The sequence below is a fragment of the Salinicoccus jeotgali genome, from assembly GCF_055379195.1.
In genome coordinates this window covers 156,281-181,715 of the sequence record NZ_AP043830.1, presented here as the reverse complement: position 1 = coordinate 181,715, position 25,435 = coordinate 156,281, and the positions used below count along the sequence as shown (strand labels likewise).

Annotated in this window: 22 protein-coding genes and 2 riboswitches; of the genes, 9 read left to right on the top strand and 13 right to left on the bottom strand. The window is 43.2% G+C overall.

What is annotated here, in order from left to right:
* Window positions 1-170: 170 nt before the first annotated feature.
* Complete coding sequence (locus ACZ43I_RS00820; protein WP_344701637.1) at window positions 171-1,202, bottom strand: GTPase domain-containing protein; 1,032 nt, start codon at window positions 1,200-1,202, stop codon at window positions 171-173.
* Between the two features lie 13 nt (window positions 1,203-1,215).
* Window positions 1,216-2,058 carry a DUF368 domain-containing protein gene (locus tag ACZ43I_RS00815; RefSeq protein WP_344701639.1) on the bottom strand — a complete coding sequence of 281 codons (843 nt, stop codon included), beginning with the start codon at window positions 2,056-2,058 and terminating at the stop codon, window positions 1,216-1,218.
* A gap of 148 nt (window positions 2,059-2,206) precedes the next feature.
* On the opposite strand from ACZ43I_RS00815, the gene ACZ43I_RS00810 reads away from it, so the two are divergent.
* The 4 genes from ACZ43I_RS00810 (at window position 2,207) to ACZ43I_RS00795 (ending at window position 7,953) form a co-directional block, all read left to right on the top strand.
* Window positions 2,207-3,265: an AAA family ATPase gene (locus ACZ43I_RS00810; RefSeq protein ID WP_344701641.1), complete on the top strand. Its 1,059-nt coding sequence runs from the start codon at window positions 2,207-2,209 to the stop codon at window positions 3,263-3,265.
* A gap of 119 nt (window positions 3,266-3,384) precedes the next feature.
* Window positions 3,385-4,527 carry a pyridoxal-phosphate-dependent aminotransferase family protein gene (locus ACZ43I_RS00805; protein WP_344701643.1) on the top strand — a complete coding sequence of 381 codons (1,143 nt, stop codon included), beginning with the start codon at window positions 3,385-3,387 and terminating at the stop codon, window positions 4,525-4,527.
* A complete protein-coding gene (gene serA / locus ACZ43I_RS00800) occupies window positions 4,520-6,112 on the top strand; it encodes a phosphoglycerate dehydrogenase (protein WP_344701645.1) in 1,593 nt (530 codons plus the stop codon). Before ACZ43I_RS00805 ends, serA begins: the two co-directional genes overlap by 8 nt.
* 161 nt (window positions 6,113-6,273) lie before the next feature.
* Window positions 6,274-7,953, top strand: a complete 1,680-nt coding sequence (locus ACZ43I_RS00795; protein WP_464761654.1) for an IS1182 family transposase — start codon at window positions 6,274-6,276, stop codon at window positions 7,951-7,953.
* On the opposite strand, the gene ACZ43I_RS00790 is transcribed toward ACZ43I_RS00795, so the two are convergent.
* Window positions 7,910-9,043, bottom strand: a complete 1,134-nt coding sequence (locus ACZ43I_RS00790) for an HAD family hydrolase (protein ID WP_344703157.1) — start codon at window positions 9,041-9,043, stop codon at window positions 7,910-7,912. The genes ACZ43I_RS00795 and ACZ43I_RS00790 overlap by 44 nt on opposite strands.
* Window positions 9,044-9,412: 369 nt before the next feature.
* Here ACZ43I_RS00790 and ACZ43I_RS00785 point away from each other — a divergent pair, with 369 nt between their 5' ends.
* Together ACZ43I_RS00785 and ACZ43I_RS00780 are read left to right on the top strand one after the other, a co-directional pair.
* The gene (locus ACZ43I_RS00785) at window positions 9,413-11,080 is read left to right on the top strand and encodes a Na/Pi cotransporter family protein (protein WP_344703159.1); all 1,668 of its coding nucleotides are present in this window, start codon (window positions 9,413-9,415) and stop codon (window positions 11,078-11,080) included.
* Window positions 11,081-11,224: 144 nt separating this feature from the next.
* Entirely contained in the window at window positions 11,225-12,184 is a 960-nt protein-coding gene (locus tag ACZ43I_RS00780) for an IS30 family transposase (RefSeq protein WP_380710055.1), read from the top strand.
* A gap of 360 nt (window positions 12,185-12,544) precedes the next feature.
* Here the strand turns inward: ACZ43I_RS00780 and glnA are convergent, their stop codons facing one another.
* Both glnA and ACZ43I_RS00770 read right to left on the bottom strand, forming a co-directional pair.
* Entirely contained in the window at window positions 12,545-13,879 is a 1,335-nt protein-coding gene (gene glnA, locus ACZ43I_RS00775) for a type I glutamate--ammonia ligase (protein ID WP_344703759.1), read from the bottom strand.
* Window positions 13,880-14,098: 219 nt separating this feature from the next.
* Complete coding sequence (locus ACZ43I_RS00770) at window positions 14,099-15,439, bottom strand: sodium-dependent transporter (RefSeq protein ID WP_344703761.1); 1,341 nt, start codon at window positions 15,437-15,439, stop codon at window positions 14,099-14,101.
* Between the two features lie 519 nt (window positions 15,440-15,958).
* Between ACZ43I_RS00770 and fdhD the strand changes: the two genes are divergently transcribed.
* Window positions 15,959-16,753 carry a formate dehydrogenase accessory sulfurtransferase FdhD gene (gene fdhD / locus ACZ43I_RS00765; protein ID WP_425568407.1) on the top strand — a complete coding sequence of 265 codons (795 nt, stop codon included), beginning with the start codon at window positions 15,959-15,961 and terminating at the stop codon, window positions 16,751-16,753.
* 14 nt (window positions 16,754-16,767) lie between these two features.
* Here the strand turns inward: fdhD and ACZ43I_RS00760 are convergent, their stop codons facing one another.
* The 3 genes from ACZ43I_RS00760 to ACZ43I_RS00750 all read right to left on the bottom strand — a co-directional run bounded on the left by ACZ43I_RS00760 (window position 16,768) and on the right by ACZ43I_RS00750 (window position 18,434).
* Window positions 16,768-17,550 (bottom strand): N-acetylglucosaminidase, encoded by a 783-nt coding sequence (locus ACZ43I_RS00760; protein WP_344703765.1) that lies wholly within the window; start codon window positions 17,548-17,550, stop codon window positions 16,768-16,770.
* A 50-nt stretch (window positions 17,551-17,600) separates the two neighbouring features.
* Window positions 17,601-18,134, bottom strand: a complete 534-nt coding sequence (locus ACZ43I_RS00755; protein ID WP_344703767.1) for an NADPH-dependent FMN reductase — start codon at window positions 18,132-18,134, stop codon at window positions 17,601-17,603.
* A 117-nt stretch (window positions 18,135-18,251) separates the two neighbouring features.
* Window positions 18,252-18,434: a hypothetical protein gene (locus ACZ43I_RS00750; RefSeq protein WP_344703769.1), complete on the bottom strand. Its 183-nt coding sequence runs from the start codon at window positions 18,432-18,434 to the stop codon at window positions 18,252-18,254.
* A gap of 294 nt (window positions 18,435-18,728) precedes the next feature.
* On the opposite strand from ACZ43I_RS00750, the gene ACZ43I_RS00745 reads away from it, so the two are divergent.
* Complete coding sequence (locus ACZ43I_RS00745) at window positions 18,729-20,087, top strand: aldehyde dehydrogenase (RefSeq protein WP_344703771.1); 1,359 nt, start codon at window positions 18,729-18,731, stop codon at window positions 20,085-20,087.
* A gap of 60 nt (window positions 20,088-20,147) precedes the next feature.
* Here the strand turns inward: ACZ43I_RS00745 and ACZ43I_RS00740 are convergent, their stop codons facing one another.
* Together ACZ43I_RS00740 and ACZ43I_RS00735 are read right to left on the bottom strand one after the other, a co-directional pair.
* Window positions 20,148-21,518: an MATE family efflux transporter gene (locus ACZ43I_RS00740; protein WP_344703773.1), complete on the bottom strand. Its 1,371-nt coding sequence runs from the start codon at window positions 21,516-21,518 to the stop codon at window positions 20,148-20,150.
* Window positions 21,519-21,578: 60 nt separating this feature from the next.
* The gene (locus ACZ43I_RS00735; RefSeq protein WP_344703846.1) at window positions 21,579-22,892 is read right to left on the bottom strand and encodes a Na+/H+ antiporter family protein; all 1,314 of its coding nucleotides are present in this window, start codon (window positions 22,890-22,892) and stop codon (window positions 21,579-21,581) included.
* A 188-nt stretch (window positions 22,893-23,080) separates the two neighbouring features.
* On the opposite strand from ACZ43I_RS00735, the gene ACZ43I_RS00730 reads away from it, so the two are divergent.
* A complete protein-coding gene (locus ACZ43I_RS00730) occupies window positions 23,081-23,431 on the top strand; it encodes a YflT domain-containing protein (protein WP_344703775.1) in 351 nt (116 codons plus the stop codon).
* Between the two features lie 95 nt (window positions 23,432-23,526).
* On the opposite strand, the gene ACZ43I_RS00725 is transcribed toward ACZ43I_RS00730, so the two are convergent.
* The 3 genes from ACZ43I_RS00725 to ACZ43I_RS00715 all read right to left on the bottom strand — a co-directional run bounded on the left by ACZ43I_RS00725 (window position 23,527) and on the right by ACZ43I_RS00715 (window position 25,159).
* A complete protein-coding gene (locus ACZ43I_RS00725) occupies window positions 23,527-23,841 on the bottom strand; it encodes a DMT family transporter (protein WP_344703777.1) in 315 nt (104 codons plus the stop codon).
* A gap of 1 nt (window position 23,842) precedes the next feature.
* Window positions 23,843-24,178 (bottom strand): DMT family transporter, encoded by a 336-nt coding sequence (locus tag ACZ43I_RS00720; RefSeq protein WP_344703848.1) that lies wholly within the window; start codon window positions 24,176-24,178, stop codon window positions 23,843-23,845.
* Between the two features lie 46 nt (window positions 24,179-24,224).
* Window positions 24,225-24,320: riboswitch (guanidine-I (ykkC/yxkD leader) on the bottom strand.
* A gap of 92 nt (window positions 24,321-24,412) precedes the next feature.
* Entirely contained in the window at window positions 24,413-25,159 is a 747-nt protein-coding gene (locus tag ACZ43I_RS00715) for an alpha/beta hydrolase (protein WP_344703779.1), read from the bottom strand.
* A 128-nt stretch (window positions 25,160-25,287) separates the two neighbouring features.
* Window positions 25,288-25,383, top strand: a riboswitch (SAM riboswitch).
* Window positions 25,384-25,435: the final 52 nt, after the last annotated feature.

Sequence of the window (25,435 nt, the reverse complement as noted above, 5' to 3'; positions counted from 1 at the left end):
TAAATCTTTTCATAATTTAATATTAAAGCGCTTTCATGTGATAAGTCAACACTTTTTGCAAACGATTGCATTAAAATTATGCGTTCACAGATAGTTTTTATGGAGGTGTAACCAAGTTTCTATGCAAACGATTGTCGTAACAAAAAATACACCGGCATTTGCCGGTGTATCTAGCGGTGGTATTTTATGACTTCACGCGCAAAATCATTCATGTCCCCCGCGTATCCGAAAGTCCCTTTTAGAACCGGATAGATATTTTTGATCCCCATTTCACCCAATGAAGATACAATGAACGTCACCACGTTTAATTTACGCATTTTGAATACTGCGCTGAATAATGACGTAAGGTGAGTGATGTAGTCTGCTGGGCTCTTCTTTTCAGTGTCTTCGGCTTTTGCGCGGTTGATGTAATCGACAGCTCTTGGCATTTCGTGGCCAATCACTTCTGCATCACCCTTGCTGATTTGATAATGATCTTCGGTCATCTCTTCAATCGACTTATATGACCGGTTCAGTATGATGTCTTTGAAGCTTGGCGAAAGGAGTTTCTTCGCCAGTGTATTCATCTTACGGGTCAGAAACTTCTCCAGATACCCTGCACTTTTAGCCCTCTTATCAAAAAGTGCATCCTTCTCTTCGAACACGGAGGAAATCGTCTGTTCCAGTTCACCAATGCCGACATCGTCCTTAACACTGACAAATTGGTAATGAAGCGGCTGGTCGAGATGCTTCTTGAAAGTGACATGCAGCTCGGTATCTTTATCATTCATCAGTGTTTTTTGAAGCCGCTCGCCGCTTACATCAATCAAGGTGTCGCTTTTATTGTAGACGAAGGTGATGCGCACTCCTTTTTTCGCCAAGTACCGGATTACCGCTTCATCCGCCTCCCTTATCTTGGAGGAGAAGACATACAGTACATGTTTTATCCCTGTTTTCGAAATTAGTTTTTTGTACTGTTTTGGGGAATACTCTCTAGTACCGACACCAGGAAAGTCCAATATCTCACCTTTTTCCCCAAAGGGGTAGGCACTTACCTCACGTGTGGCATCAGTCTGTGTAGAGACGGCTGAATCCATTCCTGTCAGGCGATTGACGAGTGCGCTTTTTCCAGCATCAACCTGGCCAATTATCGCAATACGATAGTCTAAAGTGCTTTTGATATATTCATGATAGGACTGCAGCAAAGGATGTTCTTTCTCCACGCCTATTCACCTCCTAAACGCCATCTTCATTTTTTGATCCCATGTACAGGCTGATGATGAATCCGATAAATGCTGTTATGATCGTTACAATCCATGTTCCAATAGTGTCAGGCAGTCCTGGATATATTGCAAATACAGAACCCGTTACAAGTCCTAAAATCATTGCATAAGTCAGATAGGTATAATGTCTGAGCATATACTGTATGATCCTGCTTGCTGCAAGCAGACCCAATACGATGCCGATACCCACAGCAATGACGACCGGCAGTACGCTGAAGTTCAGGTCCAGAAGTTCACTGATTGAAAATATGACGATCGAATAAGATCCGAGTATCAATAACACTAATGAACCTGAAATTCCAGGCAGCAACATAGTGGTGGACGCGAGTATACCGCTTGCGAACATTTTCAGGAGCAAGGGGCCTGTGATGACAATTTCCGTAACATGAGCACCCTCTCCCCTAGCCATACCCGTTATGAACAGCACTGCAACCGCAGCTAGGAAGATGAGATAATGAACCGCACGGAATTCAACTTTATAGTTTGAAATCCTCAGCAGCATCGGCACCACACCCAATACTAGACCGATGAAAAACCAGTGGGTAGGTACAGTATGTTCTTTTAATAAGTAATCAATTAGCGAAGACAGCGTTACAATGGCTATACCCATGCCGATCACAAGCGGAACCAGAAACAAGATTGCTTTTTTATAGTCCTTTGATACTATCCTTGAGATGGCTCCTAGAAACTGGTCATATATGCCGAGGAGCAAGGCCATGGTGCCACTGCTGACACCGGGTATGAGCTCACAAGTACCCATCAGGAAACCTTTAAATATATTCATCCATCTTATCATTTCATTATCCCTCTACCTTTTCATTTTGACATACTGATTGTAGCATAAATATTCTACATAAATGGGATTACGGCCGGCTGATGATTTGATAAACAAATTTTATACTGATATAACTGTTTTAACACTGAAACAGTTAGGAGCTTGTGCAATGAGAGATTTAGGCATCTATTTTGGTACTTTCGCCCCGTGTCACGTTGGCCACTTCGAACAGGTCATACGTGCAAAACGTGAAAACAGGCATGCGTTTGTAATCGTCAGCGGATATGAAGGGGATCGGGGCCAAGAACATGAAATGACGCTCGACAATCGTGTTAAAGCAATGCGTCAACTCCTTACTCCGGATGATAATGTAACCATCCTTAAGCTTGATGAGACGGACATACCAAGATATCCCCACGGATGGCGCTCTTGGCTCGATCGGTTGTCCGATATCATCACTCAGGAAGAGGCCACCCTTCCATTTAAAGTCGATAGTTTAACCTTTTACGCAGGTGAACAGGAGTATCTTGAACCATTGAAATCATTTTTTGAAGCCGAACGCCCGAACTCAGCCATCCATATCACTATGGTAGACCGTAAAATATTAGGTATCAGCGGCACCAGTATACGCGAGGAACCTATTTTGAATTGGGATTATGTGACACGGCCTTTCAGAAAGTTCTTTGTCCAGAATGTATTGATACTTGGTGCACCGGGCACAGGCAAAACCTCACTCGTCCAAGATCTGGCGCGCAGATACTCCACCAGCCATTCAACGGAATATGCTAAAAGTTACCTGATGGAGCAACGCCTTCAGAAAGATGAACTCGATGTTAAAGATTTTCATTCAATCGGCATCGGCCAATTTGAAAACAATAAACAGCATATTCACTCAACGGGAACGAGAAAAGTGTTCTTTGCTGATACCGATGTAATGTACACTAAAGTGAATATGAAGATGCATGCCGACGGCGAGGAATTCAATCGATTGAAATCCGTGTTCGACTATTATATCCATCTCCAACATTGGTCGCTCATCTTGTTGTTGCCGCCAGAAGATCCAAACGATACGACTAAAAACCGCATTCACTCAATGCTGTGGGATGAAATCAACGAAAATGAGCTCTCTTCAATCACTCATGTTTTGGATGGCGATTCCTACAGGGATAAATACCAAAAAGCACACTCTCTCGTAGATGGATTACTGCAGGACGGTAAAGATAATTGAGAAGACATTATCTTTTAGTGATAAAACCTATTTGAACCAAGAATATCTTCATAGTTTATGTAATATACTGAAAAATTTGATACTATAGATTCACTATATGCCATGGAGGCTGATAATGCATGGAACCAAAACTGCTTCTCACACCTGGACCTACACCTATTCCACCTGAAGTATCACAAGCCATGTCGCAAGGAATGATCGGACACCGCTCTTCGGATTTTACAGAGCTTATGCAACATGTACAATCCAATATTGGAGAAGTCTTCGGTTCCAAATATCCAGTCGCAGTACTTACTTCCAGCGGAACCAGTGCGCTTGAAACTGCCATGATCAACCTTGTCGGAAAAGATGAATCGATTATTATTATAGCCAGCGGTGCATTCGGTGATCGCTTCAAAAATATCGCAAAAGCCCACCCATTCCACGTATATGTCTATGAAGTGCCTTGGGGGGAGGGTGTCAACGTTCAAGAATTTGAAGCTTTTCTAAATGATAAGTCTGATATAAGAGCCGTGTTCAGCCAGGCATGTGAAACTTCGACTGCAGTTCTGCATCCGGTCAAGGAAATTGGCAGAGCAGTTAAAAATTATGATCCATCCACCCTCTTTATAGTGGATGGTGTGAGCGCTGTAGGCGGCACACCCTTCGATATCGAGGCACAATCCATAGACTGCCTAGTGACCGGCAGCCAGAAAGCTTTGATGCTTCCGCCGGGCATCGCCTTCGTCACCATGAACGAAGCAGCGAGAGTACGAGCGTCACAAAACAGGCTGCCAAAATTTTATCTGGATATCAATCAATACTTCTCTGCCTTGGAAAAGCACTCCACCCCCTTCACGCCGGCTGTATCTCTTATACAGGGGCTGGACAAGGTACTGTCCATCTATAAAGAAGAAGGCATCGATAATATCTTCGACCGTCATATGAAAATGAAGAACATGATTCGCGCCGGACTTACAGCCCTTGGGCTCGAACTTCTGGTCGAAGAAGCATATGCTTCTCCAACTGTTACAGCATTTAAAGGAGAAGAAGCAGAATTGTCCCATATAAAGGACACCCTTCAAAAAGAATTTGGCATCACTATAGCTGGTGGCCAGAAGCAATTAAAAGGGAAAATCCTCAGAATCGGCCATATGGGTTATATGTTCCCTAAAGATATGCTCGCCGTCCTTGCAGCCCTTGAATCTATATTGAGTCGATACCACAATAAGAACTACTACGGCACAGCATTGACTGCCGCACAGGAGGCCTACCATGAATAAATTTAAAGTGCTTGTACTAGACCCGGTAAATGAAGAAGGTATCAAAGAACTCGTCGACCACCCCAACTATGAAGTCGATATCCAGATTGGTCTCGATGAAAAAGAAATTTTGAATATCATCCACGATTACCAAGCCCTGATTGTCCGCAGCCAGACGCAGGTTACTGAAAAAATCATTCAATACGCACGCAATCTGAAAGTGATTGCCCGTGCCGGGGCTGGCGTTGATAATATTGATGTCGATGCCGCCACAAAACATGGGGTCATCGTCATCAACGCCCCTGATGGCAATACGATATCTGCGACAGAGCATACGATGGCCATGATGCTTGCGCTGACACGCCAGATTCCAGCTGCGCACAAAGCGCTTTCTGAAGGCAAGTGGGACCGTAAGAAGTACAAGGGCACCGAAATGTATGGTAAAGTGCTCGGAATAATCGGCGTAGGGAAAATTGGTTTCGGTGTCGCTAAAAGAGCGCAGAGCTTTGGCATGCGGGTCATTGCATTCGATCCTTACCTTTCTGATGAGAAGGCGCAAGAAGCGGAGATAGAGAAAATGGAAGTTGAAGAAATCGCTTCAAACGCCGACTTTTTGACTGTACACACCCCCCTTACTCCTCAAACAACCGGTATAGTTGGGGAATCTTTTTTTGCCCGTGCAAAACCAGGTCTTAAAATCGTAAACGTGGCACGTGGAGGCATCATCGATGAAACGGCATTGATGGCTGCCTTGGATGAGGGTAAAATCGAAGGGGCGGCTCTCGATGTCTTCGAAGAAGAACCACCCTCTAATAAAAAACTTCTTGGACATCCACGCATCGTAGTCACCCCTCATTTGGGTGCGTCGACTATAGAAGCCCAAGAAAAAGTCGCAATAAGCGTTTCCCGGGAAATAATTGATATTCTAGAGAACAATACAGTCATTCATGCTGTGAACGCACCGAGGATGGGAGATACCATCAATGATGAGCTTAAACCTTACATCAATATTGCCACCCATATGGGCGGCGTTGCCATTCAACTGATGAACCGCCCTCCATCAGAAGTGAAGCTGAAGTACCATGGGGAATTGGCATTGGATGACACCAGCCTCTTGACGCGTTCATTTGTCGCGAACATGTTAAAACCTCATTTGGGGGAGACCGTCAACATCATCAATGCACTCTACCTCCTTCAAGAACAAGACGTCACCTACAAGGTCGAGAAGCGGGGCAAGGCACATGGGTACAGTAATTACCTTGAAGTAGAACTCCTTAATGGAGAAGAGTCGCTCATCCTTGGGGCCAGCGTGCTCAACGGTTATGGTGAGCGCATCGTCAAAATAAATGATTTCCAAGTTGATATAAAACCCACTAATCATCTCCTATTCATAAACCATCTGGATCGTCCGGGAATCATTGGTGAAATGGGGATCACTTTAGGCAGATACAGCGTAAATATCGCCTCAATGCAACTTGGCCGGACTGATGCCGGAGGGTCTGCACTCCTCTCCCTTTCACTTGACCAGAGTGTCAATCAAGAGGCTATGGATGAACTCAGGCAGATTGAAGGGTTCCATAACCTGAAGCAAGTGGATTTGTCATAGCAAGAGAAAGGGGCTGGGACATAAGTCCCGATCCAAGCAGAATCCCCCGGGTTAAAATGAAAATTTTAACCCGGGGGATTCCTATGTATATAAATGAAAGACAAAACAAAAGGCACCCTTTATAATGTAAGTAACCACACAAACAGAAAAAGAGGTGCCTTATGTATAAAGATTATACCATGAACCAGCTGACACTGCCACTCGATTTGGCAGTCATCATACCCGAAGATGACATCGCCCTTGCCGTCAATGCATTGGTGGAAAGCATCCCAGAGACTGAATTTGCGCCCTTTGACCATGCCTTCGGTGCGACGTCGTACCATCCAAGAATGATGATGAAGATCATCCTCTGCAGCTACACACAATCGGTGACGTCCGGGCGCAAAATTGAAGCGCTGTTGACAGACAGCGTCCGGATGATGTGGCTGGCTCAAAACCAGACGCCCTCCTACCGGACCATCAACCGGTTCCGGGTGCATCCCCACATGGATGCGCTGATCCAGGAAGCGTTCATCCAGTTCAGGATGCAGCTGGAAGCCCAGGCGCTGATTGATACGGATGCGATTTTCATCGATGGTACGAAGCTCGAGGCCAATGCCAACAAATATACATTCGTCTTCCGGAGAAGTGTCGAGAAACACCAGGAGAAACTCCGCGCCCAATCGAAGCTGATGTATGAAACGCTGTATGAAGAGCAGATCGTGACGGCCCTCCTTGAAGAATCGGAAGCCATCGTGACGGCCGATCACCTGCACACGATGCACCAGGCGCTAGAGACGGTGGAAACGGATTTGACGGAGACCATCGAGGCGACGGAAACCGTGGAAAAAAGAAAAGCCCGCCGGTCTGAACGGTCCGTCATCCGAAAGACTAAAAAGAAATGTGCAGACCTGCGGGACCGGGAATTGAAATATACCCAACAATTGGAGATCCTCGGTGCCCGCAACAGCTACTCGAAGACCGACCCCGATGCGACATTCATGCGCATGAAGGAGGACCATATGCAGAATGGTCAGCTGAAAGCCGGCTACAACCTGCAGATTGCGACCAACAATCAATTCGTTTTAGGCTTTGACCTCTATCCCAACCCGACAGATACCCGGACCCTGCCGCCATTTCTCCATACGATGCTGGAACATTTCCAGCATCTGCCTGAAAAGATTGTGGCCGATGCCGGCTATGGCAGTGAATCCAATTATGAGATAATCATGGACGACTACGGCCGCACCGCGCTCATCCCCTATAATACATACCATAAGGAACAGAAGCAGAGGCACCAACCCGATGAAATGCATCCGGACAACTGGGTGTATGATGATGAGAATGATATGTACATCTGCCCGGACGGACGGCCCCTCCAGTTTGAACGCTATGCCGATCGGACCGACAAATATGGCTACACCCGGGCGTTTAAAATGTATGCATCAGCAGACTGTACCGGATGTCCCCTCCATGACATATGCATCAAAAGCGACAAGCAGACCACCAAGCGCATCCAAAAGAATATGAACCTGGACTACTTCAGAGCCCAGGTGAAAAAGCAGCTTTCAGTTGAAGGGCACCGCAACATCTATCAGCAGCGCAAGGTGGATGTTGAGACGGTTTTCGGCAATTTGAAGGCCAATTTGGCGTTCAGGCGATTTTCACTCCGCGGGAGACGCAAAGTGAAAATCGAAATCGGCCTCGCATTATTGGCCGGGAACCTCGGGAAGTTCAACCGAATGATGCGCACTGCTTTGGAAGCAGACACAAAAAATGGCGATCCATCCGCTTTATCGGGATGGATCGCCATTTTTCTTAGTGTTCAGGGGCCTTTATGTCCCAGCCCCTTTTTAAAATGATTTCTTCAACATCAAGCACTGTCTCGGCCATTTGGGCCTCATCTACATTCAAGGCCTCAAAAGTCGGAATCACTTCACGCCCCGTCAGACCTGTTAAAGTCGCAATGAATTCAGCTCCAATTGCTTCGGCGCAATAATAGTCCGCAACAGAATCTCCCACAATAATCACGGTATCATCGACATTATTCTTTTTGTTCACTGCATCAAAAAAATGATTTTCATCATGACCATACAGTGTCCATAAGTAACTGTATGGATGCGGTTTTGCCAAGGATATCCCTACACCTTCAACTGTCTCTGCTGCCAAAACCTCAGATGCTGTAGAAATTTTGTTGCTTCTGAAAATATCCATCAAGCGCTCCTGATTGAAAGGGATCAGTGTCTCCTGACGTGGCCTTCCTGTAGCCACTCCAATCTCAACACCCGCCTCCAGGAGCCTGTTCAGCATACCCCGAAGGTCTTCCGGTGGTACAATCCATTCTTCATCATGAATAAATCCAGTTTTATCCATTTCCTCCGCTTCAATTCCAGTTGAAGTTTTGACGTCCCTGCTCCCCAAATACCACTCTTGGTATTTATATTGGCCTGTTCTCCAAATAGACCCGGACATACCAAATGCCGACACGTCTTCAACACCCAAATGTTCTTTTGCATATTCCTGCAAAGCATCAAAGATAGTTTCTTTTTTGAACCCTTCTTTTTGTAGAAATGCCAGTACTTTGGAATAATCAGGTCGCTCGGAACCTAGCATCTCACCCATACCCTGGAGGTCTGCAAGGTCTATATTCGATGGGTTGATGCCGGCTTTTTCAATCAGATCTATATATACAATAGAGAAAGTGATGAACAGCATATCCCAGTTGGAATTCAACCCCATCTGTTTAAAGCGGCTCAAAACTGCATCGTCGATAAATATTTCATTACGTATCTGTTTAATCTGATGATCATTATAATCTGTTTTGAACTCCTGTTGGTCAAGGTTTAGGTACCTTGGACTATAAAGCATTTCATGGACCGCAAGTGCCGATACATCAAAACACCTTTCTTCACTTAAAAATACCCCGTCTACATCAAACAATACAACAGTCACAATTTATCCTCCCCGTCTCTAGTCATATGATATAAGATTAAGTTTCTCATATCACCAAGTAGTTGTCGACGATACTTCAGATGATCTGAATAGTCTCCATCATTATAGCTTTACCTTTAGTAAAAGTATAATTTAAGATACCATATACACAACAGTATTTTATCTTTTGTGAATATTTAATATTTTTGATTTTAATCGTATGAACGCGCGCTTCCCTTCAAATACAAGATTTTAACTCAGATTAATTTTTTTATCCTAATGCATTTTAATATCTTTCATTTTATAATGTAAGGCGTAACCACAAATGGATCAGCACTCTTAAAAGTAAAAACTTTGTAAGGTACTATGTACCTGGTTGGAGGAATAATTATGGAACTCAGTCCGATGGAAGTCATCTTCCTATTCGCAGGCGGACTTGGTATTTTTCTTTACGGCATCAAACAGATGGGCGACGGCTTACAAGCTTCAGCCGGAGACAGGTTGCGAGAGATACTCAACCGCATGACTTCAAATCCTATAAAAGGTATACTCGCTGGTATAATAGTTACAATCTTGATTCAAACCAGTACAGGAACCACAGTTCTGACTATTGGTCTGGTATCAGCAGGTTTCATGACATTGCGTCAGTCCATTGGTGTCATAATGGGAGCTAACATAGGGACGACAGTTACAGCATTTATAATCGGGTTGAAGATTGGTGATTACGCCTTGCCTATTCTTGCAGTGGGTGCTTTCCTTATCTTCTTCCTGAAAAACAACCCTAAAGCACATAATATCGGACGGATACTTTTCGGGTTTGGTGCTTTATTCTATGGTCTTGACCTGATGGGGCAGGGAATGAAGCCATTGGCAGAATACCCATGGTTTACAAACCTCATGATTGACATGTCATCCAATTCGCTGCTCGGTATAACAGTAGGAACAGTATTGACGGTCATCGTACAGAGTTCGAGTGCCACTATTGGTATTTTACAAAGTTTATTCAGCAATGATCTGATTGATCTAAGTGCAGCATTGCCGGTACTGCTCGGAGATAACTTAGGGACAACCATTACAGCTGTGCTTGCCGCACTCGTCGGTTCTATTGCAGCAAAAAGAGCTGCAGCTGTGCATGTTATATTCAACTTGATTGGTGGCACAATATTTCTGATCGCCATGCCGCTCTTTATCGGCTTGATATCTTACTTGCAGTCAGTGCTCCAACTGAATCCGGAAATGACGATTGCATTTGCCCACGGCTTCTTCAACGTCACCAATACGCTTATCCAACTACCATTCATTGCACTCCTTGCCTGGATTGTAACCCGCATCGTACCGGGACGGGACTTTTCCGAGGATTACAAACCGAACCATCTTGATCCACTATTATTGAAGCGGTCTCCAGGTCTCGCTTTGCAAGGTGCCCAAAAGGAAGTTCAAAACCTTGGAAACCTTACGATAAGCATACTGGATGATGCAAAAAAATTCAGTGAAAATAATGATCCTAAGATGTATAAGCAGATCAAAGAAAAAGTAAATGTAGTCGATACACTTCAAGATGCACTCAGAAAGTATCTGATAGATGCATCCAAGTACGACATTTCCCCTGAAGATGCAGAGAGGCAATCAACGTTGCTCGAAGTAACCCGCATCTTCTACAAGGCGACAGATCAGATCAATGACTATACAGACCTTTACAACAAAAAATTCCGTGAAAAGATCGTTCTGACCGAGCCAGCACAAGAGGGCTTGGAAGACCTATTCAAACATGTCTATAAATCTTACAGCAAGGCAGTCCAATCGCTCGATATTTACAGCCCACAAGATTTGGAGGAAGTCATCAGACTCAGCCAAAAATCCTATAAGATCGAGAACAAACTTAGAAAACAGCACGTCAAGCGTCTGAACAAAGGACTATGTTCAACCGATGGTGGCCTATTATACGTAGACTTAATCAGTACTTTGGAACGCATAGGGTACAATGCACGCAATATTTCTGAGACAAATCTCAATGATGATGTCGAAGATCTGGCGGAAGATTTTACAATCTTTGAATAGAATAAACGCACATCGGCTCTTGCCGATGTGCGTTTTTATTTTATAACGCCGATTGTAAAATTAAGCTAGACACCTAAAAAGGGTCACGCGTGATACACTCAAAATGAGTTTTCCGACCAAAGAAAATCATAGGAGTGATCACGCATGACCTACACCCATATTACCACGGACGAGCTAGTAATCATAGAAGCCTATTTCCATCAAGAGACCCCGACTTCACAGATTGCGAAACGGATTGGGCGTGCCCGTCAGACGGTCCATAATGTCATCGCATATCTCAAGGACGGGCACACTGCGCTGGAGTATTATCGGCGCTATAAGGAAAACAAAAGCCGGTGTGGTAGAAAACGGATTGTTCTACCGACCGATCAGCAGAAACATGTTGAAAAGCAGGTGGCGCAAGGCTGGACACCGGATGTGATTGTCGGTCGGCAGGAGATGCCAATTGACTGCTCGGGCCGTACACTGTATCGAATGTTCAAACGAAAAACCTTTGATGTAGCCACACTGCCGATGCAAGGCAAGCGAAAACCAAATGGCCATCAGGAACGCCGGGGCAGACAGGCCTTCAGGCGAAACATCTCTGAAAGAACAACTGACTACCCGGCGTTCAATGAAGAATTCGGCCATCTCGAGGGAGATACCATCGTCGGTGTCCGCCACAAGAGTGCCGTCATCACGCTGGTTGAACGCCTGTCTAAGGTCATTATCACCTTGAAGCCTGAAGGCCGGACGGCACAGGCAATCGAGTCTGCCATCAATACGTGGTGTCAAGAGATGCCCAGAAACCTGTTCAAGTCCATCACTTTCGACTGTGGTAAGGAATTCTCCAACTGGCAATCGATGAGCAACCAGAACGATCTGTCCATCTACTTTGCCGACCCAGGGACACCGTCTCAACGGGGATTGAATGAACATTCCAATGGCCTGCTCAGAAAGGATGGACTGCCCAAAGACATGGATTTCAACACGGTCGATCAGATATTTGTCTCGTCTGTCGCTTCAAGAAGAAACCACATACCGAGAAAATCATTGAACTACCGGACACCATTGGAAGTCTTTTTGAGTTACATGGGTGAAAAGGAACTGTCTAGCTTATTTTGACAAACGAAATAATATCCCTCTTATCCCAAAATTGATCATAAGATAAAAATTTCCTCTTCCGCGATAGCATTCCGCATTGTCACACAGATAACTGGGTACACCTCAATAGGTTCGTAACCCCACTCTAGAGGCTGAGCAATTTTAAAGATTTATATCAAATCATCTTTTTGATGTTAATCTTTTTAATATATCCACCTGATTATAACGCCACCATATTTGTCGCTCTTGATATCGCATTACGTTACCGATAAAAACCACGTATTATGGAGAAACAAAAAAATATTTATGCCCGTTATTATGCCGGTCGTTATAACGACTGCCATTATTAAATGAAAAATACGGGGCTCCCGCCCCGTATTTTTAGTATTGTTTTAAATAATGCTTCAATTCCCATGACGTTACTTGTGAACGGTACATTTCCCATTCCAAACTTTTGTTTTTATCGAAATGCTTATGAATATGGTTTCCAAGTGCCTCTTTCACAATCTCGTCTTCATTAAGTGCCTTCAAAGCTGTATAAAGCGTAGAAGGCAAGTCTTCAACTCCTACAGCTTCCCTCTCAGCACGAGACATCTCATAGAGGTTTACATTGACCGGCTCGGGAAGTTCCACTTCATTTTTGATTCCTTCCAACCCAGCTTTTAGTATGACCGCCAATGCCAAATATGGATTAGCTGCTGGATCTACGGATCTGATTTCTGCACGCGTTGAAAGCCCTCGGGAAGATGGAATCCTCAATAATGGTGACCTGTTTTTACCGCTCCAAGCCACGTAGCTTGGCGCTTCATAGCCTGGCACCAATCTTTTATAGGAGTTTACGATGGGATTGCAGATGGCTGTGAATCCTCGTGCATGCTCTAGAATTCCTGCCATGAAGTAGGACATATCCTGACTAAGGCCCGAAGCCTCACTCTCATCATAGAAAGCATTATCCTTCCCTTTAAATAGCGATACATTGAAATGCATCCCATTACCATTTACACCAAATATCGGCTTCGGCATAAACGTTGCATGAAGGTCATGCTTTCTCGCAACAGTTTTGACTATGAGCTTGAAAGTCTGTATGTTGTCGCATGCAGTAATGGCATCCGCATACTTAAAGTCGATTTCATGTTGTCCTGGAGCACCCTCATGGTGTGACGCTTCTATTTCAAAACCCATATCTTCCAATTCCAGTACGATGTCCCTTCTGCAATTCTCCCCCAAGTCCGTCGGGGCTAAGTCAAAATAGCCTCCCTGATCATTAAGTTCAGTAGTCGGTTGACCCTTATCATCTAGTTTGAACAAGAAGAATTCAGGCTCAGGCCCTAAGTTGAACGCACTATAGCCCAGCTCTTCCATTTCTTTCAGCACACGTTTTAAATTAGATCTTGGGTCTCCTTCAAAGGGTTGGCCTTCTATCGTATAAATATCACAAATGAGTCTTGCGACCTTACCTTTTCCAGCGGTCCATGGAAAAACACTCCAAGTATCCAAGTCTGGAACAAGATACATGTCAGACTCTTCAATTCGAACGAAGCCTTCTATTGAAGAGCCATCAAACATCATCTCTCCATCGAGCGCTTTACCCAGTTGGCTTGTCGGCACTTCAACGTTCTTGACGGTTCCGAGAATGTCTGTAAACTGTAGACGGATATACCTGACGTTTTCTTTTTGCGCCATGTTGATGATGTCCTGCTTTTTTCTCTGACTCATTATTCACTCTCCCATAAATTATAAGACTTTATCTGCATTGAAATTTGATCATATACGTCATTACAGCAGTTGATGTTCCACCAAAATGTCCGCTTCCCAAATCATATTAATATACTAGCACATGATTTTTCAGAAATCTAACATAAATTCAATCTAAAACTGATGACGTCATAAGACAAAGACCGTTGATTGTTCTTCAATCAACGGTCTTTAGATTATTTATCCTACTATACTTACTACAAAGACTATCAATATTATGACAGGTAATACAAACCTGAGCATAACCATCCACAATTTGTAGAAACCATACATACCACTAGTTTTATCGACATTGAGCTGGTGCATGGTGACACGGCGGTCAATTACAAATCCGACGAACAGAGTGGAGACAAGCGCTCCGATTGGCAACATGATGTTTGAGACCAGGAAATCCACGCTATCGAATATCGACTTGCCGAATATCAATACATCACTCAAAACTCCGTAGGAGAGGGCAGAAGGTATACCGGCTAAAAATACAAAGAAACCGAATATATAAGCCATACTGCGGCGTTTCCTCTCATTGCCCTTTATCGCATTCGCCACATTTATCTCAATCATGGAAATTGAAGAAGTCAAAGTCGCAAACAGGAATGCTCCAAGGAACAGAATATAGAATAGAAATCCAAGAGGAATCTCGGCAAATACTTGAGGTAGCACTATAAACACGAGCCCTGGACCTTCTGCTGCTTCCATGCCAAGAGATGCAATTGCTGGAAATATTGCCAACCCTGCCATTATGGATATTGTTACATTCATAAGAACAATGGAAAGCGCTGATTTAGTCAGATTATGCTCTTCTCCAAGATAGGAAGAATAAGTGATCATAGTCGTTGCACCTATACTCAAAGCAAAGAATGATTGACCCAATGCATATAATATTGCGGTCGAATCAATTTCACTCAAATCTGGCGTCAGGAAAAATGAGATTCCTTCCACAGCTCCCGGTAAAGTTACGGAACGGATGATTACAATCAAAAATAGAATGAACAAGAGGGGCATCATCACTTTAGATGCGCGCTCAAGCCCTTCTTGTACACCCTTTGCCACTATAAAGGCTGTCAGGAAGATAAAAACACCTTGCCCGATCACAGCATAGAGCGGGTTGGATATTATGCCTTCGAAAGCCGCCCCATAATTGTCAATCTGAATCATATTGATGCTCTCTCCGAGTGCTATGACCAGATATATCAGAATCCAACCTCCGATGACACTATAGAAAGACAAAAGCAGGAAGACACCAATATTACCAAGCCAACCGAATATACGGTAATATTTTTTCCCTCCGAGGTATTCGAATCCTTCAATGGGATTACGCTGACTGGCTCTACCTATGACGAATTCTGATAGAAGAAGCGGCATGCCGATAAAAAGTGTCATTAGAAGAAAGACAAGAAGGAAAGCGCCACCCCCGTGCTCAGCTGTCATGTACGGAAAACGCCAAAGCGCGCCCAAGCCAATTGCTGAACCTGCTGCAGCGAGCACAAAACCTAATTTAGATCCCCATCTGGAACTATTCATACACTAACCTCACTTTATAGGTATATTCAATATGATTTTACACATACAGTTCCTAATATATTAGCACATATTCCAGATGTTTGAATACTCTGCATCATAAATCGACTGTTATAGTCCAATGAATATTCTATTGCCTGTATCATTTTTAAATCATCATATCGAACATTATCCGCCCTATTTCCTAGAATATGAATTATAAATTTATCAGTATCAGGATACTCTTGCCACCAGCAAATAATTTTAGGTATGCTGATGATTGAAATTCATTTATGATTATATTAGGTCATGACTATTCTAAATGAAGTCAAGCAATAGTGACAGATCTGCCATGTTTTGCATGGTGATAAAAGAGCAGTTTAGTTACTAATAAGTCCATTTGTGCTTTAAACTAGTCATAGATATACTGACTTTCATTCCAGAAAAAAGCAGTGTTAGATAATAGGTGAAAATGTGAAATGGCAAAGTTGTTGGTGCAGGAACGAATTCGTTTTTAACACGAAGATGAGGAGGGAAACTGCCTTGAAAATTACGACCAAGCGATCCATTACCCGCTACGACAGTGCAGGGATTACAAACATCGAGGATACACTCGTTGAAGAATTCCCTCTCACAATATATATAAATGATATCGAATTTGCTACACTGGTGTGCTCTCCTGAGCACCTCGAAGAACTGGTGGTTGGATTTCTTGCCTCCGAAGGTGTCATTAGGCATTTTAATGAAATTGAATCAATAAACTTGGATGACAGAGGTGGCTTCTGTCATGTCCGACTGTTTCATGAAGTCGTGACCGATCACTTCACCTATTCAAAGAGAGTGCTCGGCTCATGCTGTGGTAAAAGCCGGCAATTCTATTTCCAGAATGATGCGGAAACCACTAAAATCTCAATGTCCCGAACCACACTTACCCCTTCTGCATGCATCAGTTTAATGCAAGAAATGCAATCTAGCAGTATGATCTTCAAGAAGACCGGTGGTATCCACAACGCAAGCCTTGGCACTAAAGATGGCGCCTTTCTCCATCGGGGAGATATCGGCAGGCATAATGCACTGGATAAACTATACGGTCATTGCCTCACGAACCGTATTTCCGTAAAAGATAAGGTACTCATATTCAGCGGCCGGATCTCATCGGAAGTGTTGACAAAAGCTGCTAAAATTGGTGTCGGTATTGTTTTAAGCAAGTCCGCTCCTACGAATCTAGCCATAAAGATGGCTGAAGATTTGAATATTACTGCAGTTGGATTTATAAGGGGAGATTCTTTCAATATTTACAGCCACCCTTGGCGAATAAGAAAAGAGTCCAGCTACTAGGCTGGACTCTTTTCTTATTCATCATAATAATCTTGGATGAAGTTGTGACCTTCCAGATCCAACTGTCTATAATGCCCCTTCATGATATTGCCGATTTTACTCGCCCACTCGATATCGGAAGCATAAAGATGATCGCCTGGAGATTCAGGATTCCACCGCATTGCATAGAGGGTCTTTTGACCCTTATCCAAGTAGTTGTTTTTGATGAAATCAGCCCCTCCTAAAATCGCTTTTTCCGGTTCATTCCATCCTGCACGTACTGCATAGCTCGTTCCTGCCTCTACAGCTTCAAAATCAAATGCCCCAATACCAAAGAAATTGTAATAGCGCTCCCCTTCCAGTTCCTGGCCTTGAGAAAGCTGTGAACGTCCATTTCCTGTTTCCAATTGTGCATGGCTGATGAGATATAATGCGTTCACTCCGTACCTGGACTGGGCTTCCATGAAAGCCCCGCCCTGTCCTTCCAATATCCCTTTACCTTCTAGAATTTCATCCAGTTCCTCTGTTGATGTCTCCACAGATTCTGTCAGCACCAAAAATTGGTAATGAAGGCCATCTCCAGGTAATTCCATCGCCATTTCGATTTCTTCCGGTGTTGCTTTTCGAGTGGCCCCTTCCTGTAATTTTAAATGCAGCGCATCGCTTGAAAGCTGTCTATCCAAAGCATCTTCGAATGAATTTGAATCTTTATTTTTTTTGATAAAGTTCGTCTCCGAATCCACAAAAGACAAGAAAAATATCGCTATGATACCCATCAGTATCAAAATAGGTATATTCTCTCTTTGTTTTTTGTTCATTTATTTTTCTCCATACATCCAGTTTATCCATCTAAAAAAGCATCTGAAGATCAGATGCTCACCCTCTCTGAATTAGATTGTTTAATCAATCCATCAACCATCACGCTCAAGCGTTCTCTGAGTGCTTCATTCTTAAGTGTATACCCTGTTTCAGTCTTTTCAAAATCTTCGTTGCATGTACAGACTTGAGTTGGGATCACCATCGCATGAACCCCTCTCATGACCATTCTGAGTTGCGTAAGGGGATCGGAATTCCGCATGCCACCGCTGTTGCAGTATAGTGCCACGAACTTCATCTCGAACTCATCAATCGATAAATGATCCAATGCGTTCTTCAATATTCCGGAAAATGAAGTGTGATAATTTGGTGTGCCGATAATGACCGCATCCGCATCTTCCACAAGGCGCTTCAAATACTCTGTATCATCCGTCTTACCTTGCCCGAAGATCGGGATGTCTAACTCCCGCAAATCTATATGCGTGACTTCATGTTCTGGTTGTCCTACGAGACTTTCAATAGTTTCTGCAACTGAACGTGTATGAGAACCAGGAAAAGCACTCCCTGAAAGAATCAATAAGTTCATCTCGAAAGACTCCTTTGCCCATTATTTTGCATTTATACATCATGATAGCATCATAGGCAGTTAAATTATACCCGTCAAAGGTTGTATTAAATAAACTGAGATTGGCAGCAGCCGACCTCAGTTCATCAATTTATCGTTTAAATTTTTTAGTTTTGCCACTGTTTCTTCATCTAATTCATGAATCTTTACATCGCCATCTATTATTGATTGAGCCTGATCAACAGAAATGTCGACCGCCCTACCTATTTGATAAGCCGTCAATTTTTCGGTCATCAGATCGAAGTTTACACCAATATCCATACATTCACCTTCCTCAATCAATTTCGTAAGATTAGAATTAATTATACCACAAGTCCATCTTTATAGGGTAATTTAAAGAAGATACATCTGTTAGGAATCCACAAGATAAGGTCACATGCATCTATAAAGTATACATGTCTCCGTAAAACAATGCCTTCAATAAGAAAAATTAAGTAAATGTAGTAGATTTCCAATTGAACATACGTATTCTATATAGATTGTTACCTTAATGAAAAATGACTGACTAAAGGTACAAACGGGTAGGGTTTAAATATATGAAGAAGGAGTGATTGAATGATTGAATCATTGTTCGCAAGACAAAAGCAATTTTTCCAAACCGGAAAAACGCTTCCTATACCTTTCAGAATAGAAGCGCTCAAGCAGTTAAAACGCAGCATCAAGTACCATGAAGAAATGCTCCTTGAAGCTATGAAAGCAGATTTCAACAAGGGCGAATCTGAAGCATATCTGACTGAAATCGGCTATGTCTACAACGATATCAATTTCACCATTAAAAATCTCAAAGAATGGGCTGAAACGGAGAAAGTTAAGACACCTCCAACACATATTGGCTCAACTTCTAAAATCCACAAAGAGCCTTTCGGAGTAACGCTGATTATCGCACCGTGGAACTATCCATTCAATCTCACCGTATCACCACTTATTGGTGCTCTTGGAGCCGGTAACACAGCAATTCTGAAACCTTCAGAACATACACCTCATGTGAGCCGAGTCATCACCCATATTATGGCACTGGCTTTTCCAGAAAAACATGTCACTTCTGTTGAAGGCGGAATAGAGACCAATCAGGAACTCCTTGATCTCCCTTTCAATTATATCTTCTATACCGGTAGCTCACATGTCGGGAAAATTGTAATGGAGAAAGCGTCACAACATTTGACGCCGGTCACTTTAGAACTGGGGGGGAAATCTCCTGCCATAGTAACGCGGCATGCCAACATCAAATTAGCCGCTAAGCGCATTGTTTGGGGTAAATTTCTAAATGCCAGCCAAACTTGTGTGGCACCAGACTTTGTCTATGTCGATTCGAAAGTAAAAGAGCAACTAATCACCCACATGAAGTATTACACAAGGAAATTCTATGACAAAGACTTCAATAAAGGGCGTTACATGAGCATTGTAAACAAAAACCACTTCGACAGAATAAAAGGTCTTATACAAGGAGATATCATTTACGGCGGGCGCTCCTTCAGCAATGATCTTGCCATCGAGCCTACCATTATAGACAATGCTGATTTTGATCACCCAGCGATGCAGGAGGAGATATTCGGCCCAGTACTCCCTGTCCTTGAATTCGATTCACTGAATAAAGCATTATTAGATGTAAGAGACCTCCCCGACCCATTGGCATTTTATATATTCACTGATAAAAAGTCTGAAGCCAAGCGTGTAGTGCGCGCTGTTCCTTTCGGCGGTGGTGCAATAAACGATACCGTCTTTCATCTGGCCAATCCACATCTCCCATTTGGTGGACGCGGTAACAGCGGTATGGGAAATTACCATGGCAAATATTCATTCGATACCTTTACACATAAAAAGAGTGTGCTTGACCAGACAACCTGTTTTGATTTCCCATTCAGATATCCCAGTTCAAAAATCTTCTCAAAAGTCATCAAGTATATATGGAAATAAATAAAGGCGGATGCCAAAGCATCCGCCTTTATTTTCTTATACTCAATTTCAATTGAATACCTATAATCCCTCTTGTAGATGCTCTTGTAATTTCTTCTTCTCAATAAGCCTGAGACGTAAATAAAATCCAATGGCTGCACAAGTCAACCCTGCTATGATTCCAATCCAGAGTCCGTAGAATTCGAACGCTGAATAGGCAGCAAGAATATATCCTGTAGTCATTCCTATAAACCAATAGGATACGATTGCAATGATGGAAGGCCAGACTACATCCTTATAACCTCTCAATATACCTTGGAAAGCTGCCTGCAAAGCATCAGAAAACTGGTAGACAATGGCAAACAGGAATAGCGGCATCGTTATCATAACCACATCAGGATCTCTGGTGTACAGATATGAAATGGGTTCCCTGAATAAGTACAGTATGATGGAAGCCACACCTACCAACCCAAGACTCGAAGCAACTCCCATCGTCCTATATAGTTTTGCTTCTTCAAATCGTCCCCCGCCTGCACTAAAGCCAACAACAATAGTCATGCTCATCGAGATGCTGAGTGGCAGCATGAAGAGCATCGTTGTAAAATTCAAGACAATCTGGTTCGCAGCAATGATTTCCGTCGTGAACATGATACCAATCAGCAGTGTCATCATTGAGAAGATACTCGTTTCTACAAATATAAGTATGCCAATCGGTATGCCGACTGCAAGATGATGGCCTATGACGCTGAAGTCAGGCAGAGTGAACCGCTTTAGTACTTGAAAGTCTTTCAACTTCTCGACTTTCAAGACCATGCCGGCTGCGATGAATAATATCAGCCAATAAGTAATCGCTGTGGCAACACCTGCCCCTACACCACCAAGTGCCGGCAGTCCAAATTTACCGAATATGAATGCATAGTTGAAGAGTACGTTCAACGGTAATGATGTCGCTATAACGTATAGCGATATACGCGTTAAACCTTGTGCATCAATGAAATTGCGCAATACACTGAATAAGAATAACGGCAGTATACCTGTAGAAAGGGCTGCAAGGTATTTGTACGCAATATCATGAACTGAAGCATCTAATGACATCAGAACCAACAAGTCATCGAGGAAAAAGAAACCTAATACAGCCACGGAAACAGTTAAAGCAGCGGCAATATACATCGCTTGGTTCACTGTGTGATTCACTTCATCTTTCAGGCCAGCACCTAACAGTTGTGCAACAATCGCTGTAACGGCTAAAAGAACGCCATTGATCCCAGTGGAAACAGGGGCCCAAAAGCTAGAACCAATTGCCACCCCTGCCAAGTCAGCCACCCCTGCCCTTCCCGACATCATCGTATCGACCAAGTTCATGGAATATAGCAGCACCTGTGTTATCAGTATCGGCCATAATATCGTGATGAATTGCTGCCACATTTCTCTTTTAGATTCTGTATGATACATTCCGTCACTCCTCAACTCTCCATTAATCCACTATTTGTACAGCAGACGCTTTCCACCAACCTATAGAACCATTCCTGCAACAAATCCGGCAATGAGGACTGGGATATTAAGGAAAACGAAGGTGGGTACACAAGTGTCCCATATATGATTGTGCTGGCCATCTGCACTTAACCCTGCCGTCGGGCCAAGTGTCGAATCGGAAGCAGGTGAGCCTGCGTCTCCAAGAGCACCAGCGGTGCCAATGATTGCAATAATGGCAGTAATCGATAGTCCAAGTTCCATCCCCATCGGAATAAAAATGCTTGAGATGATCGGTATTGTAGCAAATGATGATCCTATCCCCATAGTGACGACAAGTCCAACGAGAAGCATCGAAATGACTATCAGGACTTTTTGGTCTTCCAATGCACCTGCGATGCCATCAACCAATGAATTGACATGTCCGGTTTCTGATATGACAGACGCAAATCCATTTGCTGCAAGCATTACAATGCCGATATACGCCATCATTTTAATGCCGGACACCAATTCATCATCAAGCTGTTGCCATTTGAACTGGAAAGATAAGAAGAAGACCATTATTCCAGCCAACGCCCCAAATATCATGGAATCGGTCATTATTTGAACACTGAATGTTATAATGATTGCGATTATCGCAATGGTTATGGTCTTGCTGTTGATTTGTTTAGGTGTGTCGTCACCAATTTCAATCGTTTTATAATAACGGCGTTTCCTATAGAAGAACAGTGCCACTGCCAGCCCTGCTACAAAGCCAGCCGCCGGTATAATAAGCGCAGGAGCGACTTCGCTAAAAGCAATGTCCACCCCTGCTGATTGGAACCCGGTCACGATGGTATTCTGGAATATTTGTCCAAACCCGATCGGCAGTACAACATAGGGAAAAGTCAATCCGAAAGTCAAAACGACTGCGATGAGACGACGGTCAAATCCAAGTTCATTCATCAGACTCAACAAAGGTGGGATTAATATGGGGATAAAGGCAATATGTACCGGAATCAAGTTCTGACTCATTATGGAGATTGCCAACAAAGCAAAAACAATCGACACTTTGGCGACAATCCGTGCTTTCTTGGATTGCTCTTTTTTCAAGGTTCTGATGATGAAACCCACCAGCACTTCAGTGATGCCGCTATAGGCGATTAAAGCTGCAAATCCGCCAAGCAATGCATAGCTCAATGCTATTTCTGCACCACCAACGATTCCTTCCGTAAAAATGCTGATAACCTCTCCATACCCCATACCGGCCACAAGTCCACCAGCAAGCGCGCCTATGAAAAGGGCCAATACTACGTTCAATCTGAAGAGGCTCAATAATATCATTACCAGTACTGCTATAAGGACTGCGTTCACAATCAGACACCTTCCGTTCTTTGGGATTTATAATATTGTAATACTAAAGAGTGGCCAAAGTTTTGTCAATGTTTGTATATAGCCACACTTTTGTAAATGTAGCTTAAAATTATGGTGGGAGTTCTTATGTTTAGGTGGATTGTCTACCGGGAACTTAATAGGAATTATGTAAATGGATCGGAGGAAATTTCATGAAACCATTCATTAGACTCTATAAAGATCAGGATGTCTTCCAACAGGCCGTAGACACGCTTATCAATAACGATGTAAATCGCAGTGATATCTATATCCTTTCATATGATTATGATTATACCAAGGAAATTGTCAGCAAGATGGGCATCAACACAGCCGGTGTCATTGAAATGGGAGTCAAAGAAAGTATAAAAGCTACTTTAGAAGACAAGGATACAACCATGAGAAAACAGTTCCAGGATTTCGGTTTCAGCGAAGATGAAGCCGAGCGTTATGCAACTAGTTCCAATGAGGGGGAGACAGTTTTAATCGTGACAAATAATACCGATCTGGAAAAGTATCTAGACTGATGTGTAGAGGCCGCCTTTATTGAAAGCGGCCTCTACTTCTACATCCCTCGTCTTTGAACAGCTTAACTAAAGCTCCCGCTGATCCTAGACGGTTCCTAGGAAATAAGTTTCAGTCCTACAACGGCAGAAATAATCAATAGTATAAACAATATGCGACGCCAATCCCTAGATTCTCCGAAGAAGAACATTCCAAGAAGTGCCCCTCCTGAAGCTCCTATCCCTGTCCACACTGCATATGTCATTCCCATCGGCAATGTTTCCAGTGCGACTGCCAGAAAGAAGAAAGACAGGCCAAAGCATAGGAGAAGGAGCAACAAGGCAGGAAGCGATTTGTCCTTATGCAATTTATTGATAGATAGCACACCACATACTTCAAACATTCCGGCAACTATAAGTGATATCCACGCCATACTAATCCCCCTGCCTTTCCTTGTCATCTGTAACTATCTTCAAACCTATTACACCCACCAATATTAATGAAATCAAAGTGATCTTCAATGGTATAAAGGGCGCCCCAAATAAGATGATTTCAGAGAGCACAGTCCCAAATGCACCCAGTCCTACAAAAACCGCATAGACTGTACCTACAGGTAGATATTCCCCCGCATTAATCATCAAGTAGAAACTGACAAAAATTGCAATGCCTGTAAACAGCCAATGATACCATGAAGTTGAATGGGTCAAACCAATCACCCAACCCACTTCAAAAACACTCGCAATAAATACTTTTATCCATTGTATATTCATCATTCTCCTCCTAGTCCGTAAAAAAAGCCTGGGAGAAAATAGATTTCTCTCCCAGGCTTTTATCCCTCCGTGTCATGATCCGCTCATGCGCCATCTCTTGGACCAGTCCCATTTAGATGGCGGAACCCTAGACGGCTTCATATGAATTTAATGTAAAGTTTAACTGGTTTCCTAGAGATTTTCAAGCGCACGAGCTTTGGAGTCATTCACTTTGCAGCTATATCGTCGATATTTTTAGCGCTTCCACGGGAGACCATCCATAAATCTGGTAATGTCTTCAAAGAGTGTTTCCTGTTCCCGGCTACGAGTCATGAGATGGCTTGTATCTGAATATCCTTTGATATGTTTCTCATCGATCTGCAGTTCATCATAAATCTGCTGCGCACTATGTCTATAGGATTCAGCGTCCTTCTCACCGTATTTTATCGATACGGGCACATCGATTTCCGTTAACCGTCCATGTACTTCATCCATCATTATTTTGAAATCTTTTAGACCTTCCATAGGCGCTTCTTCAATTTCCTTAACCTTTTCTTCTATCTCTTCATCCGAATGCCCAACGAACTTCATGAAATTCCGCGTGTAATCTATCAATCTTCTGTTGATGCCATCACTATCCTTATCCATAGGCACCGACATCGCCACTATTCCTTTTATGTCTTCAAGCTCTTCGCCCGCTTTCAAGGAAAGGAGTCCCCCAAGAGAGACACCAGCAACCGCAATTTCGTCATGGCCATCTTTCTTGAGGTTATCATAAGCTTTTTCTACATCTTGCCACCAATCTCGAGGACCAACTTCCGCCATTGCATCGGGACCCGTGCCATGTCCTGCCAGACTGGGCGCCAATACCGTATAGCCTTCATTCTTCAAATGTTCTGCTAAGGTTTTCACATCTCTTACTGTACCCGTAAAAGAATGCAATAGGATGATCGCTCTATAACCACCTTCATGATATATAGGAGCAGGTTTGACAATCTTCATGCTCATTCCCCTTTTCGTTATTTTATTTCGTTTTCCTTATTAGGAACTCTACCAAACATTTTTAAAGTTTTTTAAAATATTTGACAATTAAATACTGACTATAGTATTATAGCTTTTAATTCAATATTCACTTATCAAGAGCGGTGGAGGGATTGGCCCTATGAAACCCGGCAACCTTTTAAGTAAGGTGCTAAATCCAACAGGCATGTCCTGAAAGATGAGCGACTCGAGAGTCTCCCTTTATCTTTGGGCAGACTCTTTTTTAATTTTAATATA

Excerpts from the sequence above, each read along its gene's own strand:
- glnA (WP_344703759.1), bottom strand. The coding sequence starts at position 13,879 with ATGAGTCAGAGAAAAAAGCAGGACATCATCAACATGGCGCAAAAAGAA.
- ACZ43I_RS00760 (WP_344703765.1), bottom strand. The coding sequence starts at position 17,550 with ATGAACAAAAAACAAAGAGAGAATATACCTATTTTGATACTGATGGGT.
- ACZ43I_RS00725 (WP_344703777.1), bottom strand. The coding sequence starts at position 23,841 with ATGGCGTGGATATCACTTATAGTTGCCGGAATGTTTGAAGTATGTGGT.
- ACZ43I_RS00810 (WP_344701641.1), top strand. The coding sequence starts at position 2,207 with ATGAGAGATTTAGGCATCTATTTTGGTACTTTCGCCCCGTGTCACGTT.
- ACZ43I_RS00805 (WP_344701643.1), top strand. The coding sequence starts at position 3,385 with ATGGAACCAAAACTGCTTCTCACACCTGGACCTACACCTATTCCACCT.
- ACZ43I_RS00750 (WP_344703769.1), bottom strand. The coding sequence starts at position 18,434 with ATGGATATTGGTGTAAACTTCGATCTGATGACCGAAAAATTGACGGCT.
- ACZ43I_RS00780 (WP_380710055.1), top strand. The coding sequence starts at position 11,225 with ATGACCTACACCCATATTACCACGGACGAGCTAGTAATCATAGAAGCC.
- ACZ43I_RS00730 (WP_344703775.1), top strand. The coding sequence starts at position 23,081 with ATGAAACCATTCATTAGACTCTATAAAGATCAGGATGTCTTCCAACAG.
- ACZ43I_RS00755 (WP_344703767.1), bottom strand. The coding sequence starts at position 18,134 with ATGAACTTATTGATTCTTTCAGGGAGTGCTTTTCCTGGTTCTCATACA.
- ACZ43I_RS00815 (WP_344701639.1), bottom strand. The coding sequence starts at position 2,058 with ATGATAAGATGGATGAATATATTTAAAGGTTTCCTGATGGGTACTTGT.
- ACZ43I_RS00795 (WP_464761654.1), top strand. The coding sequence starts at position 6,274 with ATGTATAAAGATTATACCATGAACCAGCTGACACTGCCACTCGATTTG.
- ACZ43I_RS00715 (WP_344703779.1), bottom strand. The coding sequence starts at position 25,159 with ATGAAGATTGTCAAACCTGCTCCTATATATCATGAAGGTGGTTATAGA.
- serA (WP_344701645.1), top strand. The coding sequence starts at position 4,520 with ATGAATAAATTTAAAGTGCTTGTACTAGACCCGGTAAATGAAGAAGGT.
- ACZ43I_RS00745 (WP_344703771.1), top strand. The coding sequence starts at position 18,729 with ATGATTGAATCATTGTTCGCAAGACAAAAGCAATTTTTCCAAACCGGA.
- ACZ43I_RS00740 (WP_344703773.1), bottom strand. The coding sequence starts at position 21,518 with ATGTATCATACAGAATCTAAAAGAGAAATGTGGCAGCAATTCATCACG.
- ACZ43I_RS00720 (WP_344703848.1), bottom strand. The coding sequence starts at position 24,178 with ATGAATATACAATGGATAAAAGTATTTATTGCGAGTGTTTTTGAAGTG.
- ACZ43I_RS00785 (WP_344703159.1), top strand. The coding sequence starts at position 9,413 with ATGGAACTCAGTCCGATGGAAGTCATCTTCCTATTCGCAGGCGGACTT.
- ACZ43I_RS00770 (WP_344703761.1), bottom strand. The coding sequence starts at position 15,439 with ATGAATAGTTCCAGATGGGGATCTAAATTAGGTTTTGTGCTCGCTGCA.